The sequence below is a fragment of the Streptomyces sp. NBC_00988 genome, from assembly GCF_045162645.1.
Classification (GTDB): domain Bacteria; phylum Actinomycetota; class Actinomycetes; order Streptomycetales; family Streptomycetaceae; genus Streptomyces.
On record NZ_CP108730.1, the window covers coordinates 8,760,499 to 8,779,881 of the forward strand.

The 19,383-nt window shown below is 71.2% G+C and carries 13 protein-coding genes; 11 read left to right on the forward strand and 2 right to left on the reverse strand.

Annotated features, from left to right (window positions below):
* Positions 1–4 precede the first annotated feature (4 nt).
* The gene (locus tag OG496_RS40215; protein WP_405974342.1) at positions 5–919 is read left to right on the forward strand and encodes an ADP-ribosylglycohydrolase family protein; all 915 of its coding nucleotides are present in this window, start codon (positions 5–7) and stop codon (positions 917–919) included.
* Between the two features lie 211 nt (positions 920–1,130).
* On the opposite strand, the gene OG496_RS40220 is transcribed toward OG496_RS40215, so the two are convergent.
* Positions 1,131–2,678, reverse strand: a complete 1,548-nt coding sequence (locus tag OG496_RS40220; RefSeq protein WP_405974343.1) for an MFS transporter — start codon at positions 2,676–2,678, stop codon at positions 1,131–1,133.
* Between the two features lie 199 nt (positions 2,679–2,877).
* Here OG496_RS40220 and OG496_RS40225 point away from each other — a divergent pair, with 199 nt between their 5' ends.
* The 3 genes from OG496_RS40225 (at position 2,878) to OG496_RS40235 (ending at position 4,996) form a co-directional block, all read left to right on the forward strand.
* Entirely contained in the window at positions 2,878–3,501 is a 624-nt protein-coding gene (locus tag OG496_RS40225) for a TetR/AcrR family transcriptional regulator (protein WP_405974344.1), read from the forward strand.
* A gap of 83 nt (positions 3,502–3,584) precedes the next feature.
* Positions 3,585–4,286 carry a ribonuclease HII gene (locus tag OG496_RS40230; RefSeq protein ID WP_033286212.1) on the forward strand — a complete coding sequence of 234 codons (702 nt, stop codon included), beginning with the start codon at positions 3,585–3,587 and terminating at the stop codon, positions 4,284–4,286.
* A gap of 68 nt (positions 4,287–4,354) precedes the next feature.
* Positions 4,355–4,996, forward strand: a complete 642-nt coding sequence (locus tag OG496_RS40235) for a hypothetical protein (protein ID WP_405974345.1) — start codon at positions 4,355–4,357, stop codon at positions 4,994–4,996.
* Positions 4,997–5,236: 240 nt separating this feature from the next.
* Here the strand turns inward: OG496_RS40235 and OG496_RS40240 are convergent, their stop codons facing one another.
* Positions 5,237–5,872, reverse strand: a complete 636-nt coding sequence (locus OG496_RS40240; protein WP_329349201.1) for a hypothetical protein — start codon at positions 5,870–5,872, stop codon at positions 5,237–5,239.
* Positions 5,873–6,240: 368 nt separating this feature from the next.
* Here OG496_RS40240 and OG496_RS40245 point away from each other — a divergent pair, with 368 nt between their 5' ends.
* From OG496_RS40245 to OG496_RS40275, 7 genes are all read left to right on the forward strand, one after another.
* Positions 6,241–8,400, forward strand: coding sequence for a RecQ family ATP-dependent DNA helicase (locus tag OG496_RS40245; protein WP_405974346.1), 2,160 nt, complete (start codon positions 6,241–6,243; stop codon positions 8,398–8,400).
* A 315-nt stretch (positions 8,401–8,715) separates the two neighbouring features.
* Positions 8,716–10,500 carry a DUF4192 family protein gene (locus OG496_RS40250; protein WP_405974347.1) on the forward strand — a complete coding sequence of 595 codons (1,785 nt, stop codon included), beginning with the start codon at positions 8,716–8,718 and terminating at the stop codon, positions 10,498–10,500.
* 455 nt (positions 10,501–10,955) lie between these two features.
* Complete coding sequence (locus OG496_RS40255) at positions 10,956–13,238, forward strand: glycogen debranching N-terminal domain-containing protein (protein WP_405974348.1); 2,283 nt, start codon at positions 10,956–10,958, stop codon at positions 13,236–13,238.
* Positions 13,239–13,368: 130 nt separating this feature from the next.
* A complete protein-coding gene (locus tag OG496_RS40260) occupies positions 13,369–14,127 on the forward strand; it encodes an NUDIX domain-containing protein (protein ID WP_033283995.1) in 759 nt (252 codons plus the stop codon).
* 91 nt (positions 14,128–14,218) lie between these two features.
* Entirely contained in the window at positions 14,219–16,225 is a 2,007-nt protein-coding gene (locus OG496_RS40265; RefSeq protein ID WP_405974349.1) for an ATP-binding cassette domain-containing protein, read from the forward strand.
* Positions 16,226–16,387: 162 nt separating this feature from the next.
* Entirely contained in the window at positions 16,388–17,275 is an 888-nt protein-coding gene (locus OG496_RS40270) for an FCD domain-containing protein (protein WP_366493371.1), read from the forward strand.
* A gap of 435 nt (positions 17,276–17,710) precedes the next feature.
* Complete coding sequence (locus OG496_RS40275; RefSeq protein WP_366493370.1) at positions 17,711–19,255, forward strand: RNA polymerase sigma factor; 1,545 nt, start codon at positions 17,711–17,713, stop codon at positions 19,253–19,255.
* Positions 19,256–19,383 lie beyond the last annotated feature (128 nt).

The window sequence follows — 19,383 nt, forward strand, 5'->3', positions numbered from 1 at the left end:
ACCGATGATCGCTGACTCCTCTTCCGGCACTCCCGACCGGCGCCTGGACCGCGCCCTGGCCAGCTTGCGGGGACTCGCCGTGGGCGACGCGCTGGGCTCACAGTTCTTCGTCCCCGTGAACCACCCGCTGCTCAAGCGCCGCGAACTGCCTCTGACTCCCTGGCAATGGACGGACGACACGGAGATGGCCTGCTCCGTGGTTGCCGTCCTGGCAGCCCACCGCCGCATCGACCAGGACGCCCTGGCCCGTTCCTTCGCCGAACACCACGACTTCGACCGCGGCTACGGCCCCGCGGTCAACCGGCTCCTGCGCCTCGTCCGCGAAGGCGGCGACTGGCGCGAACTGTCCGCCGCGCTCTTCAACGGACAGGGTTCATGGGGCAACGGTGCGGCGATGCGCATCGCGCCCCTGGGTGCCTGGTACGCGGACGACCCCGAGCAGGCCACCCACCAGGCGGAGATCTCCGCCTACCCCACGCACCAGCACCGTGAGGCCGTGGTCGGCGCCATGGCCGTCGCCGCGGCAGCCGCGCTGGCCGCGGCCCCCGGCGGCCCGCCCAGTGCCGACGAACTCCTCGACGGCGTCATCGCACTCGTGCCGAAGAGCGCCGTCGGCGCGGGCCTGCGGCGCGCCCGGGACATGCTCGACTACGCCGACCCCGGCACCGTCGCGGCCGTCCTGGGCTGCGGACGCCGTACGTCCGCCCACGACACGGTCCCCTTCGCGCTCTGGTCGGCCGCGCGGGGCCTCAGCGACTACGAGGGGGCGTTCTGGGACACCTCCCAGGTCGGCGGAGACGTGGACACCACCTGCGCCATCGTGGGCGGTGTGATCGCCGCCGGGAAGGCGGGGGTGCCGCCGGCCGAGTGGCTGGAGCGGACGGAGGTGCTGCCGGGCTGGGTTCCGACGTCGGTCTGACGCCCTCACCTCGCCACCCGGGCAGCGCCGCCCGCGTCCGACCGAAACTCTCCGTGCCCGTCGGGAACTCTCAGTGACCGTCCGCCCGTTGTCGTGGCAGTCGCCGTGCGACACATGAGTCCGCACAGGCAGGACACGGCAGTTGGGGGGTGTGGTCATGAGGTTTTCATCGGTGTTCGTGGGTCGGGCCCTGACCTGGCCCGGCCGGCGGTCAGCCGACTCCCGCACCCGCCGTGCCCGCGAGGGCGTCGAGGTCGCTCTTGCGGACCCGGATCACCAACCAGGCGGTGAGCAGGGCGAGTACGGCCATCGCGGCGGCCGGGACGAAGGCCGTGGCGATGCCGTGCGCGAGCACCTCGTGCCCCCATGGCGCGGGCAGTTGGTGGGACTCGGAGAACGCCGCCTTCTGCCCCGCCGATCCGTCGGCCAGGAACTTCGGCAGCTGCTTCTTCGCCTCGTCCTTGCTGGCCGAGCCGAACACCGTGGTCAGGATGGACAGACCGAGCGAACCGCCCACCTGCTGCATGGCGTTGAGCAGCGCGGAGGCCGCGCCCGCCTCGTGCTGGGCGACACCGGAGACGGCGGTCACCGTCAGTGTCACGAAGTTCAGGCCCATCCCGAAGCCGAACACAAGCATCGGGCCGAGCACTCCGCCGACGTACGAACTGTCCGAGCTGATGAGGGTCTGCCAGGTCAGCCCGATCACCGCGAGCGCCGAGCCCATGAGCATGAAGGGCCGTGGCCCGAGCACCGGCAGGAACCGCTGGGACAGCCCCGCGCCGGCCGCGATCACGACCGTCACCGGCAGGAAGGCGAGACCCGCCTGGATCGGGGTGTACCCCAGCACGTTCTGCACGAAGAGCACGATGTAGAAGAACATGCCGAACATCGCGGCGGCCAGGCTCAGCATGATCACGTAGGTGCCCGAGCGGTTGCGGTCGGCGAACATCCGGAGCGGGGTGATCGGCTCCTTGGCCCGGGACTCCGTGATCACGAAGGCCACCAGCAGGACGATCGCCGCGGCGAAGGAGCCGATGGTCAGGCTGTCGCGCCACCCCTTGTCCGCCGCGCGGATGAAGCCGTAGACGAGGGACGCCATGCCCGCCGTCGAGGTCAGCGCGCCCGCGATGTCGAAGCGGCCGGTGTGCCGTGCGGACTCGTTGATGTACAGCGGTGTGAGCACCGCGATCAGTATGCCGATCGGCAGGTTGACGAAGAACACCCAGCGCCAGTCGAGCCACTCGGTGAGCATGCCGCCCGCGAGGAGACCGATCGCGCCGCCGCCCGCCGAGACCGCGGCGAAGACTCCGAACGCCCTGTTCCGCTCCGGCCCTTCGGGGAACGTGGTGGTGATGAGTGCCAGCGAGGTGGGCGACGCGATCGCGCCACCCATGCCCTGCAGGACACGCGCGGCCAGCAACTGCCAGGGTTCCTGGGCGAGACCGCCGAGCAGCGAGGCGAAGGTGAAGAGCAGGATGCCGGTGGTGAACACCCGTCGCCGGCCGAGGATGTCGCCGGCCCGACCGCCGAGAAGCAGCAGGCCGCCGAAGGTGAGCGTGTAGGCGCTGACGACCCAGGTGAGGTCGGTGGTGCTGAAACTGAGTGCGGCTTGAATGTGCGGGAGGGCGATGTTCACAATCGTCGCGTCGAGTACCACCATGAGTTGGCAGGCCGCGATGACCGCGAGCGCGATGCCGGGATGCCCCTCCCGGCGGGCCGCTCCTGGCTTGGGGTGCTGAATCAACTGAGAGGTTGTCACTATGGGTCCCCCACAAGTGTGTTAGTGAACGCTCGCGTTCACTGCCGCGTCAACGGTAGTGAGTCCCCGACAGTGAACGCAAGCGTTCACTTAACTCGCCTTCGTGCGGCACGTCCCCGTCGCTGCCGCGTGACGCATCCCCGATCCCCGTCCCCGATCCTCGGAATTCCCCATTCCACTGCTCGCTGGAGACACTCAGATGGTTACTTCGGGCTGGACGGCCGCCCCCGCTCAGACGGCCTCCCTCCGACGCCGCGGCGCCGTGCTCGAACGCGCGATCCTGGACGCCGCGTTGGAACAACTCGGCACGGTCGGATGGAACGCCCTCACGATGGAAGGCGTCGCCGCCGGTGCCCAGACAGGAAAGGCCGCGGTCTACCGGCGCTGGTCGTCCAAGGAGGATCTCGTCGCGGACGCGCTGCAGGCAGGGCTGCCGCGCCTGAACGAGGCGCCCGACCTCGGGAATGTGCGCGAGGACCTGCTGGCGTTGTGCGTGCAGGCGCGCGACGCGATGTACTCGCGCCCCGGATACGCCCTGCGCTCGGTAATTCACGAATGCGACACCGCCCAGGCGGAGCGCTTCCACGGTGTGATCTTCGAAGGGGTCGTGGAGCCAACGATCCGACTGCTCGGGGAGGTGATCAACCGCGGAATAGAGCGAGGTGAGGTCCGCTCCGACGCCTCCAACAGCTATGTGCTGGACGCCATTCCGGCGATGATGATGTATCGCTCGAAGATGTGCGGCAGTGAATGGGTCGACCATGACATCGAGGAAATGATCGACCAGTTGATGCTTCCGCTGCTCCGGCACGGCGGTGCGTGAAGGCGGATCGGAGCGGTCTTCGGCGGGCTCGCGGAAACCCGGGTGTCGCAGAGCGGGTCCGGGCGGCGTACCCTGAGCACGCCATGCCGTACGAACCACCCACTCATACCGTCGAGCGCTCACTCCGCGCCACGACCGGGGCCAAGGTCATTGCCGGCGTCGACGAGGTGGGGCGCGGTGCGTGGGCCGGCCCCGTCACCGTCTGCGCGGCGGTCACCGGACTGCGCCGACCCCCCGAAGGCCTCACCGACTCCAAGCTCATCGCGGTCAGACGACGTACCGAACTCGCCGAAGAACTCCGCAAGTGGGTCTCGGCGTACGCCCTGGGACACGCCTCCCACGAAGAGATCGACGACCTGGGGATGACGGCCGCGCTGCGGCTCGCCGCGGTGCGTGCTCTGGAGGCCTTGCCCGTACGCCCCGACGCGGTCATCCTCGACGGGAAGCACGATTACCTCGGGGACCCCTGGCGGGTCCGTACGGTGATCAAGGGCGACCAGTCGTGCGTGGCGGTCGCGGCCGCTTCGGTGATCGCCAAGGTTCAGCGCGACAAAATGATGGCCGAACTGGGCATCGACCATGCAGACTTCGCTTTCGCGGCCAACGCCGGGTATCCCTCACCTGTGCACAAGGCCGCGCTGGAGGAGCGGGGGCCCACCCCGTACCACCGGTTGTCGTGGGCGTATCTTGATGCGCTGCCCCAGTGGCGGCACCTCAAGAAGGCTCGCAGTTGGGCGGAGGGAAACGTTCCGAAGATCGAGGGCCAGCTCGGATTCGACTTCTGACCGTTCCGCTCGCACTGATGTGCCACCCGCTGCCGCAAGCCGCACCAGCGTTTGATAAAAATCAGCTCATGCCTCTCATTCCCGAGGAGCCTCAGATTCACGAGAGTGCCCAGGGTCCCAGCGCCACTCCGGCCAGTGGCCGCGTCGCGCCGACCCCCCGCCCTGTACCCGGCCCCCGCCCCGCGGCTCCGTCGCGTCCCGGTCGCCCCGGCCCCCTGCGGCCCACGGCGCCGGCGCAACGTACGCCGCGCGACGTGGCCGTGGCCAAGCCCGGACCCTCGGGTCCGGCTGTTCCCGCCTCCTCCGACACCGCTGTGGCGACCCCGCAGATCCAGCTGATCCCGGCCTCGGCCGAGGGCGCGCTGGACGCTGCCGAGGAAGCCCTGGACCTGCTCCTGGAGTCGGGCCGTACCCCCGGTGACGTGCTGGTGATCACCACCGGCGAACCGCACCCGTGGGCCGCCCACGAACTGTCCTTCGGCGAAGCCTCCTACTGGGCGCAGCACGACGCGCGCGACGACGTCTTCTACGCGGACGCCGCTGTCGCCGGCCGGGCGGCGTCCCGTCCCGTCGTCGTGGTCGCCGTCAACGGAGGCGCAGCCGACGTTGCCACCACCGTCCTGCCCCTGGCCCGCGGCCGGGCCGGCACCCTGCTGATCGTCTGCGGCGACCCGCAGCAGATCAACTCGGTGCTGGGCGCGGGCGTCTGAGCCTTCCGGGAACTCCCGGAAGGCTCTCGGAGGGCGACGGCGGCCAGGTGAACGCCGTCGCGGTGGTCTGTGCACGGTGACGCGTTCGGCGTGCGCGGATTTCTGCTGCGGTCGGTGAAGTGCGCCTACCGCGGCGGCACTTCTGTCCCGTGCGCCGCGACCGGAGTGCGGGCGGCTCGGCGTCGTAGGACTCCACAGTGGTGGGGCCGTGCGGTCCGGGCGCGGAGCCCGGACCGGGTGTCAGCGGGCCGCGGCGCGGCGCAGGACCTCCGAGGCTGCGCCGCCGGTGCGGGGCAGCAGGGGCGGTACCTCGGACATGGCGAAAGGTTCCGGCGCGGAGTCCGCGCTGGGCCTACGGCCGCCGCGTCCCTCGCCGAGCACCTGCCAGCCGTCACGCGTCAGCGTGATGTAGGCCCCGCAGCGCAGCCCGTGCAGGGTGCAGGCGTCACGCAGCCCCCACATCCACGCGCCGTCCTCCTCCGTCCAACGAGCGTCGCCCTCACGGCAGTAGAGCAGCACGGCCGTACGCACCGGGGTGCGGCGGCGCAGATCGTGCGGGATGACGCGGCGCAGCTGCGCGAGCAGCGCGTTGCGGAACATCCAGCCGTCGGCCGGGGCGGACCGCCGGACGAACGAGGCGCTCGCGAGCAGCCGCTCGTCCGGATCGAGGACGGCCACGATCGCTGTCGCCGGTCTCGGACGGTGCCGGGAGTGCAGCCCGCTGACGACCTCGCGGGGATTGCGCAGCAACGGGATTCCGGCGGCGGCCCATTCGGAGGGTTCGAGCAGACGGGCCAGGGGGTTGGCGGAAGCGGCGGACAGGTCGGCAGACGTCGACGTGGATGCCGCGGAGGACGGAGCGAATCCGAAGGTCACGGTCCTCCCTTCGGCTACGCGCCCACACTACGGGCGGGGTCGGATTCGGGGGAGCGCACACCGCAGCAGAGCCCTACCGGATCACGGACGAGCCGTGCGGGGAGCGGACTCCAATTCTTCCTGTCGAACTGGGATGCGGCAACGAGCAAATGGGGCCACAGACCCTTATCCGATGGTCTGCGGCTTATATCCCTACCCAATGCGTCACCCGGCGACGCCTGGGACGTTCGAGCACGACACTTTCGTACGCCATCGAGGTGCGGAAGGTCCAGAGCGGGCCGGTCGGACGGGGTGCGCGACAAGGCTCCGCGCGCTTCGTCACGGTGGGGGATTGGGCTGTTGTCAGTGGCGTGCGGTTGCATGGGGGCATGAGCAACCAGGAGCTGCGTGCCGAAGCCGACGCCATCCTCGCCGAGCTGGTCGGTGATCAGAGCGGTACGGCGCGGCTGCGCGAGGACCAGTGGCAGGCGGTGGCGGCCCTGGTGGAGGAGCGCCGGCGCGCGCTCGTGGTCCAGCGCACCGGCTGGGGCAAGTCGGCGGTGTACTTCGTCGCCACCGCCTTGCTGCGCCGGCGCGGCTCCGGGCCCACGGTGATCATCTCGCCGCTGCTGGCGCTGATGCGCAACCAGGTCGAGTCGGCGGCGCGGGCCGGTATCCGGGCGCACACGATCAACTCGGCCAACCCGGAGGAGTGGGACGACATCTACGGAGAGGTCGAACGGGGCGAGACCGACGTCCTCCTGGTGAGCCCGGAGCGGCTCAATTCCGTCGACTTCCGCGACCAGGTGCTGCCCAAGCTCGCCGCTACGACCGGCCTCCTGGTGGTCGACGAGGCGCACTGCATCTCCGACTGGGGACACGACTTCCGCCCCGACTACCGCAGGCTGCGGGCGATGCTGGGCGAACTGCCCGCCGGCGTACCGGTGCTGGCCACCACCGCGACCGCCAACGCGCGCGTGACGGCCGATGTGGCCGAGCAGTTGGGCACGGGCGCAGGGGAGGCCCTGGTGCTCCGCGGCCCGCTGGAGCGGGAGAGCCTGCGGCTGGGAGTGGTCCAACTGCCGGACGCCGCGCACCGTTTGGCATGGCTCGCCGAGCACCTGGACGAGCTGACCGGCTCCGGGATCATCTACACACTCACCGTGGCCGCCGCCGAAGAAGCCACCGCCTTCCTGCGCCAACGCGGCTTCAAGGTGGCCTCGTACACCGGGAAGACGGAGAACGCCGACCGTCTCCAGGCCGAGATCGACCTCCAGGAGAACCGGGTCAAGGCCCTGGTCGCCACGTCGGCGCTGGGCATGGGCTACGACAAGCCGGACCTGGGCTTTGTCGTCCACCTCGGCTCACCCTCCTCGCCGATCGCCTATTACCAGCAGGTGGGTCGTGCGGGCCGCGGTGTGGCCCACGCCGACGTGCTGCTCCTGCCCGGCCGCGAGGACGAGGCCATCTGGCGCTACTTCGCGGATACGGCCTTCCCGCCCGAGACGCAGGTCCGGCAGACCCTCTCGGCCCTCGCCGACGCCGGACGGCCACTGTCCGTGCCGGCTCTGGAGACGGCGGTCGACCTACGGCGCAGCCGGCTGGAGACGATGCTGAAGGTCCTGGACGTCGACGGCGCGGTCAAGCGCGTGAAGGGCGGCTGGGTGGCCACGGGCGCGGAGTGGGCCTACGACGCCGAGCGTTACGCCTGGGTGGCCAAGCAGCGGGCGGCCGAGCAGCAGGCCATGCGCGACTACGTGAGTACCTCCCAGTGCCGGATGGAGTTCCTGCGACGGCAACTGGACGACGAAGGCGCGGTGCCGTGCGGCCGCTGCGACAACTGCGCGGGCGCCTGGATCGACTCCTCGGTCTCCGCGGAGACGTTGACGGGGGCGACGAAGGAACTGGACCGCCCGGGCGTGGAGGTCGAGCCGCGCCGCATGTGGCCGACCGGGATGGCCGCGCTGGGTGTCGACCTCAAGGGCCGTATCCCGGTGAAGGACCAGTGCTCCACGGGGCGCGCCCTGGGACGGCTCTCGGACATCGGCTGGGGCAACCGGCTGCGCCCGCTGCTGGCCGAGAACGCGCCCGACGGCCCGGTCCCCGACGACGTCCTGAAGGCCGCCGTGGCGGTCCTCGCCGACTGGGCGCGCTCTCCCGGCGGTTGGGCACCGAATGTCGCGGACGCCTCCGCCCGGCCCGTGGGCGTCGTGGCCGTACCGTCCCTGGGCCGCCCGCAGTTGGTCGGTTCCTTCGCCCAGGGCATCGCGAGCATCGGCCGCCTCCCCCTCCTGGGCACCCTGACGTACACCGGACCGGACGGCACGCACGCGGCACGCCGCAGCAACTCGGCCCAGCGCCTCAAGGCCCTGTCCGACGCCTTCGCCGTCTCGGGGGAACTGGCCGACGCCCTGGCCGCTTCTCCCGGCCCCGTCCTGCTCGTGGACGACTACACCGACTCGGGCTGGACGCTCGCGGTCGCTGCCCGACTGCTCCGCAGGGCAGGCAGCGAGCAGGTGCTTCCTCTGGTTCTTGCTGCGGCGGGCTGAGGTCTCGTTTTCGGGATCCTTGTCGTAGGCGGCCTGTCGGCGGGTGATGGCTGCCTGCGGTTGTGGTGATTCGCGCTGGGCCGGGGCGAGCTTCGGTGGCACGGAATCGCCTCGGGAGGGCCGAGTTTTGGTTGCCGCGGCTGAGTCGCGTCGGTCGCCCCTTCCTCGCGGGGCGATCACACGATCGCCGAGGGCGGTCCGGATTTCCCGGTCATGTGGGCCGACTTGACCCTGTCGGACCCCATGTGGCGTGTCCCTGACCGGACTTATCCACAGGCTCAAGCGGAATTTTGTGATCCGCGAGATCGTCGACGCATGACGAACCACAGCGAAACGACCGGATCCTCCGAAAACGGCGACATCGACCCCACCGCGTACGAGCGACACGGCGCCGAGCACCAAGTCACCCTGCGCTCGCCCGCCGAACTCGCCGACGCCCTGCCCTATCTGCTCGGGTACCGCCCCGAGGACAGCATCGTCCTCGTCGCCCTGCACGATCGGGGCGGCCGGGGCCGGTTCGGCGGCAGGGCCCGGCTCGGCATTCCCGCCGGCGCCGACGACTGGGCGTCCGTGGCACGGCAGTTGGCCCACGGCCTGGTGACCGGCAGCGAGCGCAGGGGAACCCGGCCCGAGCAGATGATCGCCTACGTCTGTCAGGAACCGGCGCCGGGAGAGTCGGGGCGCCAGGTCATGGAACGCCTGCGCCCGCTCGTGCAGAAGCTGCGCACCGAGTGCGGCCGCCTCGACGTGACCGTGATCGAGGCGCTCTGCATCTCGGACGGCCGCTTCTGGTCCTACTGCTGCCCGATCGAGGGATGTTGCCCGGTCAACGGATCCCCGATGGGCCTGCCCGGCACTTCCGTACTGGCCGCTGCGGCGACCTACGCGGGACTCCAAGTACGCGGCACGCTGAGGGAGTTGCGGGCCAGGCTGCAGCCCTGGGAAACGGCTGTGGCGCTTCGGCAGGAAGTCGCGCTGGACGCCGCTGGTATGACCCTGGTTCCCAGGATCCTCGACGACGTCAGCCGAGCGGACGTGGCGGAGGAGACCTTGGATCTGGCCCAGCGGATCATGAGGCGATTCACCGCGGCACCGCAGGTGTCCGGCGCACTCCACTCGGACTTCCGCGACGACGCACTGCTCGCCCACGACGAAGCCGCCACGCTGATCCTCGGCCTCCAGGACCGCACGACCCGCGACCGCGCCGCCGAATGGATGGAGGGCGACGACGCGGTACCGGCCCTGCGCCTCTGGCGCGCGTTGGCCCGCCGCTGCGTCGGACCGTACGGCGAACACGCCGCGGCCCCTCTCACCCTCGCCGGCTGGGTCGCCTGGTCGACCGGCGACGACCTGGAGGCCAGGGAGGCCCTGGCCATGGCCCTGGGCGCGGACCCCGACTACCTGTTCGCCTGCCTCTTGCACCAGGCCTGCAACGAGGGCCTTGACCCGGAGTCGATTCGGCGGTGTTTGCGCGCGGAGCGGGTGGGGCGGGCGGGGGTTACGGAAGTTGGAGAGGTGACGGGCGCCGGGAGGGTGACGGGAGTTGGAAAGGTGGCGGGAGCCGGAGAGGTGACAGGAGTTGGAAGGGCGACAGGAGCCGGAGGGATGGCGGGAGTTGGAGGAGCGGCAAGCATCGGAGAGGTGGCGGGAGTCGGCGGGTCGGCGGGCATCGGAGACGTGACGGGAGTTGGAAGCGCGGCGGGAGCCGGAGGAGCGACGGGAGTTGGAAGGGCGGTCGGAGTTGGAGAAGCAACGCACGCTGGAGGGCTGGTCGGCGGCGCGGAGGGTGCCGACGGTTCCGCACAACACGGCGTGAGCGGTCCCGGCGACGGCCCGACACCGGAGGCGGCCTCGCCCGCAGCCCCCCGTCGTCGGCGGCGCGCCCGTACCGCTGACGGAGCCGAGGGCCGTCCCCATCCCTCGGGCGTGAACGGCCGCCGATCCGGGACCGACGGATCCCGTCCGCGCACACCGGCGCAGGGCACCGCACGCCCCGGCAGCACACGTCCGCGTACCTCTGGGAAGGCGGATTCGCGGCGCTACGACACCTGCTCGGAGGCGCCGCGGCCGGGCGGCAACGGTATTGAGGGGGACGGGTGATCAAGGGTTGGGGGAGTGGGAGGCAGCCCCGCCGGTCCAGTGGTCGGCCCGGTGCGCTCGGAGCTTGGTTCCACGCTTGGCTCCACCGGGGTGTGCGGCTGGCGGCGGTGACTCCACACGCGGTCAGTGTCCCCAGAGCGCGGGCTGACGCCGGACCTGCTGAGTGGCACGCGGCGCGAGAAACGGGCGCATGCGGCCGACGGACCGTGCGCGGGTTCGGCGGTCACCGGGACCGGGGGACCAGCGCGAGCTATCAGCCCTCTGCGCTCTCTCCGCCGCGCCGCCATTCGGTCGGCTTCCCAGGTTGCGGGCGTGACCACGAGGAGCCCGGCTCCGTTCACCTGAGTGGCGGAACGCCTGAACGGGTCGTGTCGCCGGACAGCCCTTGTCCTCCCGGAACCGTCCATCCGGCGCCGAACACGTCTGAGGCGCACAGAGCGCAGAAGAAGCCGCCCATGCACCAGCCGACTCCGCCCTCCGCCGCCGACGACCACCCTGACTCCGGTGTCCCCGAGCCGCGTTCGATCCGGGGCACCAACTCATCGCCGCAGTACCGGGGCACCGGCTCCCCGCCCCCGCACACGGGCACGTCCGACACAGGAATCGCCGATCCCGAGCACCCGCCGCAACCGTCCCATCCGCCGGCAGAAGGGCGGGCGCCCAGCCAGATCCGCCGCCCACCCCCGCCCGCGTCCCCACGCCAGTCGTCTCCCGTCTCCCCACGCCAGGCCTCCCCAGGCTCCCCGCCTCAAAGTCCACCGCGACCCCAGCCACCCCCGCCCCGCCGCTCCCTCGAACTACCCCCCACCCACACCACCCTGATCTGCGTAGCCCTCCCCGGCCTCGCCGTCTCCACCGAGCAAGGGCAGCTGAACGGCCGGGGGTTGGAGGGGTTCTACCGCGGAGGGCGACGCGTTCTCTCCCGCTGTCAGGTGCGGGTGGCAGGGCGGGAACCACTCGCGGTGCAGGCCAGGATGACGGCCGCCGACCGCGCCCGTTTCGTGGGGACCATGCGGGTGTCCCCGGACTGCGGCCCGGACCCGGACCTCGTCGTCGAGCGGACCCGGCACGCCGACGGCACCGAGCGCATCACCCTGCGCAGCGTTTCCTGGCGCCCGCTGCGCCTGCCGGTCGAGGTGGCGCTCGGCACCGACATGGCCGATCTGGGCGCGATCGCCGCAGGCAGTACAGGACCCGAACTGCCCGCCAGCGTCCACGACTCGGGCCTGCGCTGGTCCGGCCCCACCGGGAACTCGGCGGTCACAGCAGACCCGCCGCCCGCCGACGCGCTGGCTTCCGCAGGGCTCCTGCGGTGGGAGTTCGAACTGCCACCGGGCGGCACGGTGAGCGTGGAACTCCGGGTACGGCCGGACGGCACGGGACCGATCCGGGCGGTGGGCAAGGGCGCGACCAGCCCCCTGGCCCCCGCCCGGGCGACCGGCGACGACCCCCGAGTCCACGTGCTGCTCCGGACCAGCATTGAGGATCTCCAGGCACTGCTGCTGCGCGACCCCGCGCACCCCACCGACACGCACCTCGCGGCGGGGGCACCCTGGCGCTGCGGGCTGGCACCGGCGGAGTCGCTCACGGCGGCACGGATGACACTGCCTCTCGGTACGCGGCTCGCCGCGGGCACACTGCGGATCCTCTCGCGCACCCAACTCCAGCGCGCCGGAACGCAGTTGGGCATGATTCCCGGACCGCGTCGTGATGCCGGCGCCCATCTGCCGCCGAGTTGTACGGGAACCGAGGCGACCCTGCTCTTTCCGGTGCTGCTCGCGGAGGCCCGCCGCTGGGGGCTTCCCGAGCAGGAGACACGGGAGTTACTCCCGGCCGCCGAGCGCTGTCTGACCTGGCTGCGGAACACGGTGGGCGACGGCACGTATCTGCGCGACCCGCACCCCAGCGGTCCCGTCCGCTGCGAGACACAGGCCCATGCCCACCGGGCGGCGCTGCTCGGTGCCGATCTGCTCGACGCGTTCGGCAGACCCGGCGGTGCGGAACTGAGGGAGTGGGCCCAGGAGTTACGCACCGCTTTCCGCGAGGACTTCTGGATCGGGGACCTGGGCGGCGGTCGCCCGGCAGCGGCTCGATCTCCGGACGGACGCCTCGTACCGCACCTCGGCGCGACCGCGGCTCACCTCCTAGACACCGGCCTCTTGGGTGGCGGCGAGTACGCCCCCGGCCTGCTCGACAAGGTGCGGGCCGAACAACTTGCCCGGCTGCTCGGCGCCCCGGCCATGGACTCGGGCTGGGGGCTGCGCGGACTGGGCGTGAAGGAACCGGGATACAGCCCGTTCAGTCACCGGAGTGGAGCCGTGCGGGTGGCGGAGACGGCGATCGCCGTCGCGGGTCTGGCCGCCGCCACGTACGAGAAGGAGGCGACCTCCCTGCTGCGGGGCGTCCTCGCCGCGGCCGAGGCTTTCGGACACCGGCTCCCCGAGATGTACGCGGGGGAGCAGCGCACGGACGGGAGCGCTCCCCTTCCGCATCCTGCGGCCTGTCGCCCGGCGGCCACGGCGGCAGCCGCCGGAGTGCTGCTGCTGACCACCCTCGCGGGCATCCGCCCCGACGCCCCCGCACGCACGGTCACCCTCCGCCCGGTGCGCAGCGCGCCCCTGGGCGAGATCGGCCTGACCGGGTTGCGGATCGCGGGCGCCCCCTTCTCCGTACGGGTGGGCCGACTCGGTGTCGCCATGGTCGAAGAGGCGGCCGACGGCTTGCAATTGGGAGCGTGACCTCGGAGGAGGCCGTATCGGGAGACGGCCGGAAGCGGTGGGCGAGCCGCACATCGCACCGAAGTGGATCAGTCATGGCGGTACCGACGAAGGGAGTGTTTATCGTCAGGCAGACGACTATGATCGCCGCATGTCCTACGACCCGTCAGCGTATCCGCCCTTCGCCGTCACCGTGGACCTGGTCGTGCTGACCGTGCGCCGCCATGCTCTGTGCGGGCTGGCGGTACGCAGGGGCGAGCCGCCGTTCCAGGGGCGCTGGGCGCTGCCCGGCGGCTTCGTGCGGGCCGACGAGGATCTGTCGCAGGCCGCCGCGCGCGAACTGGCCGAGGAGACGGGACTGCGCGCCCACGACCCCGGCGCCCCCGCGCAGGACAACGGAGCACATCTGGAGCAGCTCGCGACCTATGGCGACCCCAAGCGCGACCCGCGGATGCGCGTCGTCAGCGTCGCCCACCTCGCGCTCGCTCCCGACCTGCCCGCGCCCCGCGCCGGTGGCGACGCCAGCAACGCGCGCTGGGCGCCCGTCGAAGAGCTGCTGCAGCAGGGCGGGTTCGGCCGCGACGGCGATCCGGTGGCGCCGCTCGCCTTCGACCACACGCAGATCCTGTCCGACGGGGTGGAGCGCGCCCGTTCGAAGATCGAGTACTCGTCCCTGGCCACGGCGTTCTGCCCCACCGAGTTCACCGTCGGTGAGCTGCGCCGCGTCTACGAGGCGGTGTGGGGCGTGGCGCTCGACCCGCGCAACTTTCACCGCAAGGTGACCGGCACGCCCGGGTTCCTCGTCCCGACCGGCGGTACGACGACCCGTCAGGGCGGCCGCCCGGCGCAGTTGTTCCGGGCCGGCGGGGCCACGCTGCTCAACCCGCCGATGCTGCGCCCCGAGGTGTGACGCCGTAGGACCTCGGCGGAGGCGATCAACGGTTGCGGAGCGGGCCGTTCGGTGCCCGGAAAAACGGACATAGCGCGCTATCTTGCTGTGGGTGATCCAGGCCTTCGGACTGACCAGCAACGCCCGCAAGGAGCATCCGCCCGCCGTCGACGACGTCTCCTTCGAGGCACGTGCGGGCCGTGTCACCGCACTCCTCGGAGCACCGGGCGCGGGCAAGACTGCCGCGCTCAGGCTCATGCTCGAACTCCAACAGGGACGTGGAATCACCTACTTCAGGGGCCGCCCCCTGCACCGCATCGCCCACCCGTCGCGCGAGGTCGGCGTCCTCCTGGGCGATGTGCCGGGACATCCGGCCCGATCGGTCCGCGGCCACCTCCGGATGCTGTGCGCCGCGGCGGGCGTTCCCGCCCGGCGCGCCGACGAAGTCCTCGAAGTGGTCGGCATCGTCAGCCTCCGCGACGAACGCCTCGGCAGCCTCGCGCGCGGCATGGACCGTCGCCTCGGCCTCGCCTGCGCCCTGCTGTCCGACCCGCACACACTCGTGCTGGACGAACCCGCGGACGCCCTCTCAGTCCGCGAAAGCCGTTGGCTGTACGGCATGCTGCGCGCGCACGCGGCCCAGGGCGGCACGGTCCTGTTCACCACCGCCGACCCCAAGGAGGCCGCCCGCAGCGCCGACCGGGTCGTCACCCTGGAGCAGGGCAGACTCGTCGCCGACCAGGAGGCCGGAGACTTCGCCCGCACCCGGCTGCGCCCCCGCGTCGCCGTCCGCAGCCCACACGCCAACCGCCTCGCCGCCCTTCTCGCCAAGGAGGCCCGCACCGCGCACCGCTCCGTGGAAGTCGTACGGGAGGACGGCAACCGCCTTTCCGTGTACGGCAGTACATGCGCCGACGTCGGCGAGACGGCGTTCCGGCACGACATCCTCGTCCACCAACTCGCGGACGAGATCGGGGACATGGGACCGGGCGCCGGAATGACCCTCCGAGGCGAGGCGGATTCCGCCGCCGAGCCGCGAGTGCCTGACACCCCGTCGACAGCCGAGATGCCATCGGCCAGTACTCACGTGCCACTTGCCGAGTCGCCGACGCGACTCACAGATGCTCCGTCCGTCGCCGAAGGACTGGAACCCGCCGCCGAACTCCACCCGCCGGACGAGGCCCACGCAACCGCTGCAAGCACCCCCACCACAAACTCCCGCCTGGTCCCCCTCATCGACCCCGAGGAGCCGGCCGGCACTCGCCCCCGCGCGCGTGCCCCGCGCCCCTCCCAAGTCCTCACCCCCGACGCCCTGTCCCCGCTCCCGCCCCCCATCTCCGTCCGCTCCGCCCCCAGCCCGCTGCGCCCGCTCCGCTACGAGCTGCGGCGGGCCGCCGGTATCGGCACCGGGTTTCTGACCGGGGCCGCCGTGCTGCTCGTGTCCGCCCTCACCGCGCTGCTGTTGGCCCGCATCGGGCATACCCCGCAGCCGCGTCTGCTGGCCGCGTGGCCGCGGGAGTTGCCCCTGCCGCCCGCGGCGCTCGGTGCGGGACTGCTCGGGGCGTTCGCGTTCGGTGACGAGTTCCGTCACCCCGCCCTGGCGGCGGACCGCGGCACCGTGCCCCGACGGATGGGGCTGCTCGTCGCGAAGCTCCTCGTCTCCGCGGCCACCGCGCTGCTGCTGGCCTTCCTCACGGTGGGCTGCGACGCCGAAGTGCTCTATCTCGTCTACGGACGGGAGCTCGCGCAAGTTCCCGCCGACTGGCTTTCAATGGGTGCGAGTTGGGTCGGCCTGGTCGTCGGCTGCGCCTGGGCCGGCGTTCTGGCGGCCGGCATCTTCCGGTCCACTACGGCCGGGCTCTCCGCGGTGGTCGCCGTACCGATTCTCGTCGTACCCCTCGTGCACAAGGCGTTGGAAGGGCCCGCCGTGCGGACCGCGGAAGGCTTCCCGATGCGGATGCGGAAGGTGTTGCTGCTGCAGTGGCCCTTCGGGGGAGAGCGTTACCTGTCAGCGGCGGCGCGGGTGATCGCCCAACCCGTGGGCGGGGCACTGGCGTTGTCGCTGACCGCCCTGCTCTGCGCGTATCTGCTCACGACCCTGCGTAGCAGGGTCCGATGACGACCGTCCGCACCCTTCGGGTGCCGCTCTGCGCACAACTCCCCGCAGAAAGCCCATTTCTTTCCGATAAGGCGTCAATTGCGACGCGGTGAGCGATCACCCTTTCGTGTGCTTTTCACCAAAGACCTCAAGGGAGTTGGAGACAGCGCCGACAAAGGATCCGTGAGTACCCTTGCGCACACCATGATGACCGCCGCCCGCTCCGCAGACTCCGGTCTCGCCGGCCCGGGCGAACTCGACCGCTACCCCTATGCCGAGGCGCCCGTCACCGAGCGCCTCGGAGCCCCTTCCTGGGACGGTTCCGACCCCGAGCTGGGCCGCGTGGGCCGGCGTAGCGCGGGCAGCCGCGGACGCGGGCTGCACGGCCAACTCGTCCAGCAGCTGGGTCAGATGATCGTCTCCGGGGACCTGGGCGCCGACCGCCCGCTGGTGCCCGAGGAGATCGGCCAGCGCTTCGAAGTCTCCCGCACCGTCGTCCGCGAATCGCTCCGCGTCCTGGAGGCCAAGGGCCTGGTCAGTGCCCGCCCGAACGTCGGCACGCGCGTGCGTCCCGTCAGCGACTGGAACCTCCTCGATCCGGACATCATCGAATGGCGCGCCTTCGGCCCGCAGCGCGACAACCAGCGCCGTGAGCTGAGCGAGCTGCGCTGGACGATCGAGCCGCTCGCCGCGCGCCTCGCCGCCGGGCACGGGCGCGAGGACGTCCAGCAGCGCCTCTCCGACATGGTCGAGATCATGAGCCACGCCATGGGGCAGGGTGACGCGCTGACCTTCTCCCGCGCGGACGCCGAGTTCCACTCGCTGCTCATCCAGGTCGCGGGCAACCGGATGCTGGAGCACCTTTCCGGGATCGTCTCCTCCGCCCTCCAGGTCTCCGGCGGTCCGGTCACGGGCTGTGACCGCCCGACCGACGCCTCCCTGGGGCACCACGCCAGGATCGTCGACGCCCTCGCCGCCGGCGACGGTGCGGCGGCCGAGGCGGCCATGCGGCAGCTGCTCATCGTGCACCCCGAGGTGGAGCGCGTGGTGCCCGCCCCGCGCGAGCACTGACGCGCACGGGATGGTCCGTGCGGTCGAGGTGTGCCGCGTTCTCGTGGCGGCGCCCGGCCGGGGCGCCCGTCTTCCGCCGGACCCCGCAGGATCCTCCAGGGAATCCGGCGGGGTCCGGCGGTGCGACGGGGTGTCGGATCTCCCTGAGGAGCGCCCGTCACAGTCGTGGGTGACCTCCTCTGCCCGTGTCTGACCGTTTTTGAACGCTTACGGGGTGTGACTCGGGCCACGCAGATTGGGCGTAACGCTCGCGGGCACTGCGCGATGACCTAAGAGGTGACAGCCGCGGAAGGGAATACGGACGCCGTTCAAGGCGCTGTGATTCTTCCCGGCCCCAGCCCGCGCCGTCGGCCCATCCCCAAGTCGGCGGTCGTCGGCTCCTGTCCGTACCGGACGGGGCCGGAAGCCGTTTTCCATCGTTCCGAGAGGTTGTTCGTGTCGGCCAGCACATCCCGTACGCTCCCGCCGGAGATCGCCGAGTCCGTCTCTGTCATGGCGCTCATCGAGCGGGGAAAGGCTGAGGGGCAGATCGCCGGCGATGACGTGCGTCGGGCCTTCGAAGCTGACCAGATTCCGGCCACTCAGTGGAAGAACGTACTGCGCAGCCTCAACCAGATCCTCGAGGAAGAGGGTGTGACGCTGATGGTCAGTGCCGCGGAGCCCAAGCGCACCCGAAAGAGCGTCGCAGCGAAGAGTCCGGCCAAGCGCACCGCCACCAAGACGGTCGCCGCGAAGACGGTGACCGCCAAGAAGGCCACCGCCACCGCCACTCCGGCGGCACCCGTCGCCGACGCTCCCGTCGAGGACGACGCCGCGCAGAAGGTCGCTGCCAAGAAGACCGCGCCCGCCAAGAAGGCGGTCGCCAAGAAGGTCGCCGCCAAGAAGACGACTGCCGCGGCGGCCAAGAAGACCAGCGCCAAGAAGGACGACGCCGAGCTGGTCGACGAAGAGGCGACCGAGGAGACCCCCGGCAAGACCGGGGACGAGCCCGAGGGCGCCGAGAGCGCCGGGTTCGTGCTCTCCGACGAGGACGAGGACGACGCGCCCGCGCAGCAGGTCGCCGCCGCCGGTGCCACCGCCGACCCCGTCAAGGACTACCTCAAGCAGATCGGCAAGGTCCCCCTCCTCAACGCCGAGCAGGAGGTCGAGCTCGCCAAGCGCATCGAGGCCGGTCTGTTCGCCGAGGACAAGCTGGCCAACGCCGACAAGCTCGCCCCCAAGCTCAAGCGCGAGCTGGAGATCATCGCCGAGGACGGCCGCCGCGCCAAGAACCACCTCCTGGAGGCCAACCTCCGTCTGGTGGTCTCCCTGGCCAAGCGCTACACCGGCCGCGGCATGCTCTTCCTGGACCTCATCCAGGAGGGCAACCTCGGTCTGATCCGCGCGGTCGAGAAGTTCGACTACACCAAGGGCTACAAGTTCTCCACGTACGCCACCTGGTGGATCCGTCAGGCCATCACCCGCGCGATGGCCGACCAGGCCCGCACCATCCGTATCCCGGTGCACATGGTCGAGGTCATCAACAAGCTCGCGCGCGTGCAGCGCCAGATGCTCCAGGACCTGGGCCGCGAGCCCACCCCGGAGGAGCTGGCCAAGGAACTCGACATGACCCCGGAGAAGGTCATCGAGGTCCAGAAGTACGGCCGCGAGCCCATCTCCCTGCACACCCCCCTGGGTGAGGACGGCGACAGCGAGTTCGGTGACCTCATCGAGGACTCCGAAGCCGTCGTCCCGGCCGACGCGGTCAGCTTCACCCTCCTCCAGGAGCAGCTGCACTCCGTCCTGGACACCCTGTCCGAGCGCGAGGCCGGTGTGGTCTCGATGCGCTTCGGTCTCACCGACGGTCAGCCGAAGACCCTCGACGAGATCGGCAAGGTGTACGGGGTCACCCGTGAGCGCATCCGCCAGATCGAGTCCAAGACCATGTCGAAGCTGCGCCACCCGTCGCGTTCGCAGGTGCTGCGCGACTACCTCGACTAGGTCCTGGTCGTACGACACGGAAGGCCCGGTCTCCCCTCGGGGAGCCGGGCCTTCGTGTTGGCGCGGGTGCGGGGCGCGGCGCGCTGGATCACTCTGGGTCTTCAATGACCGTCCCAGAGTGAGGAACG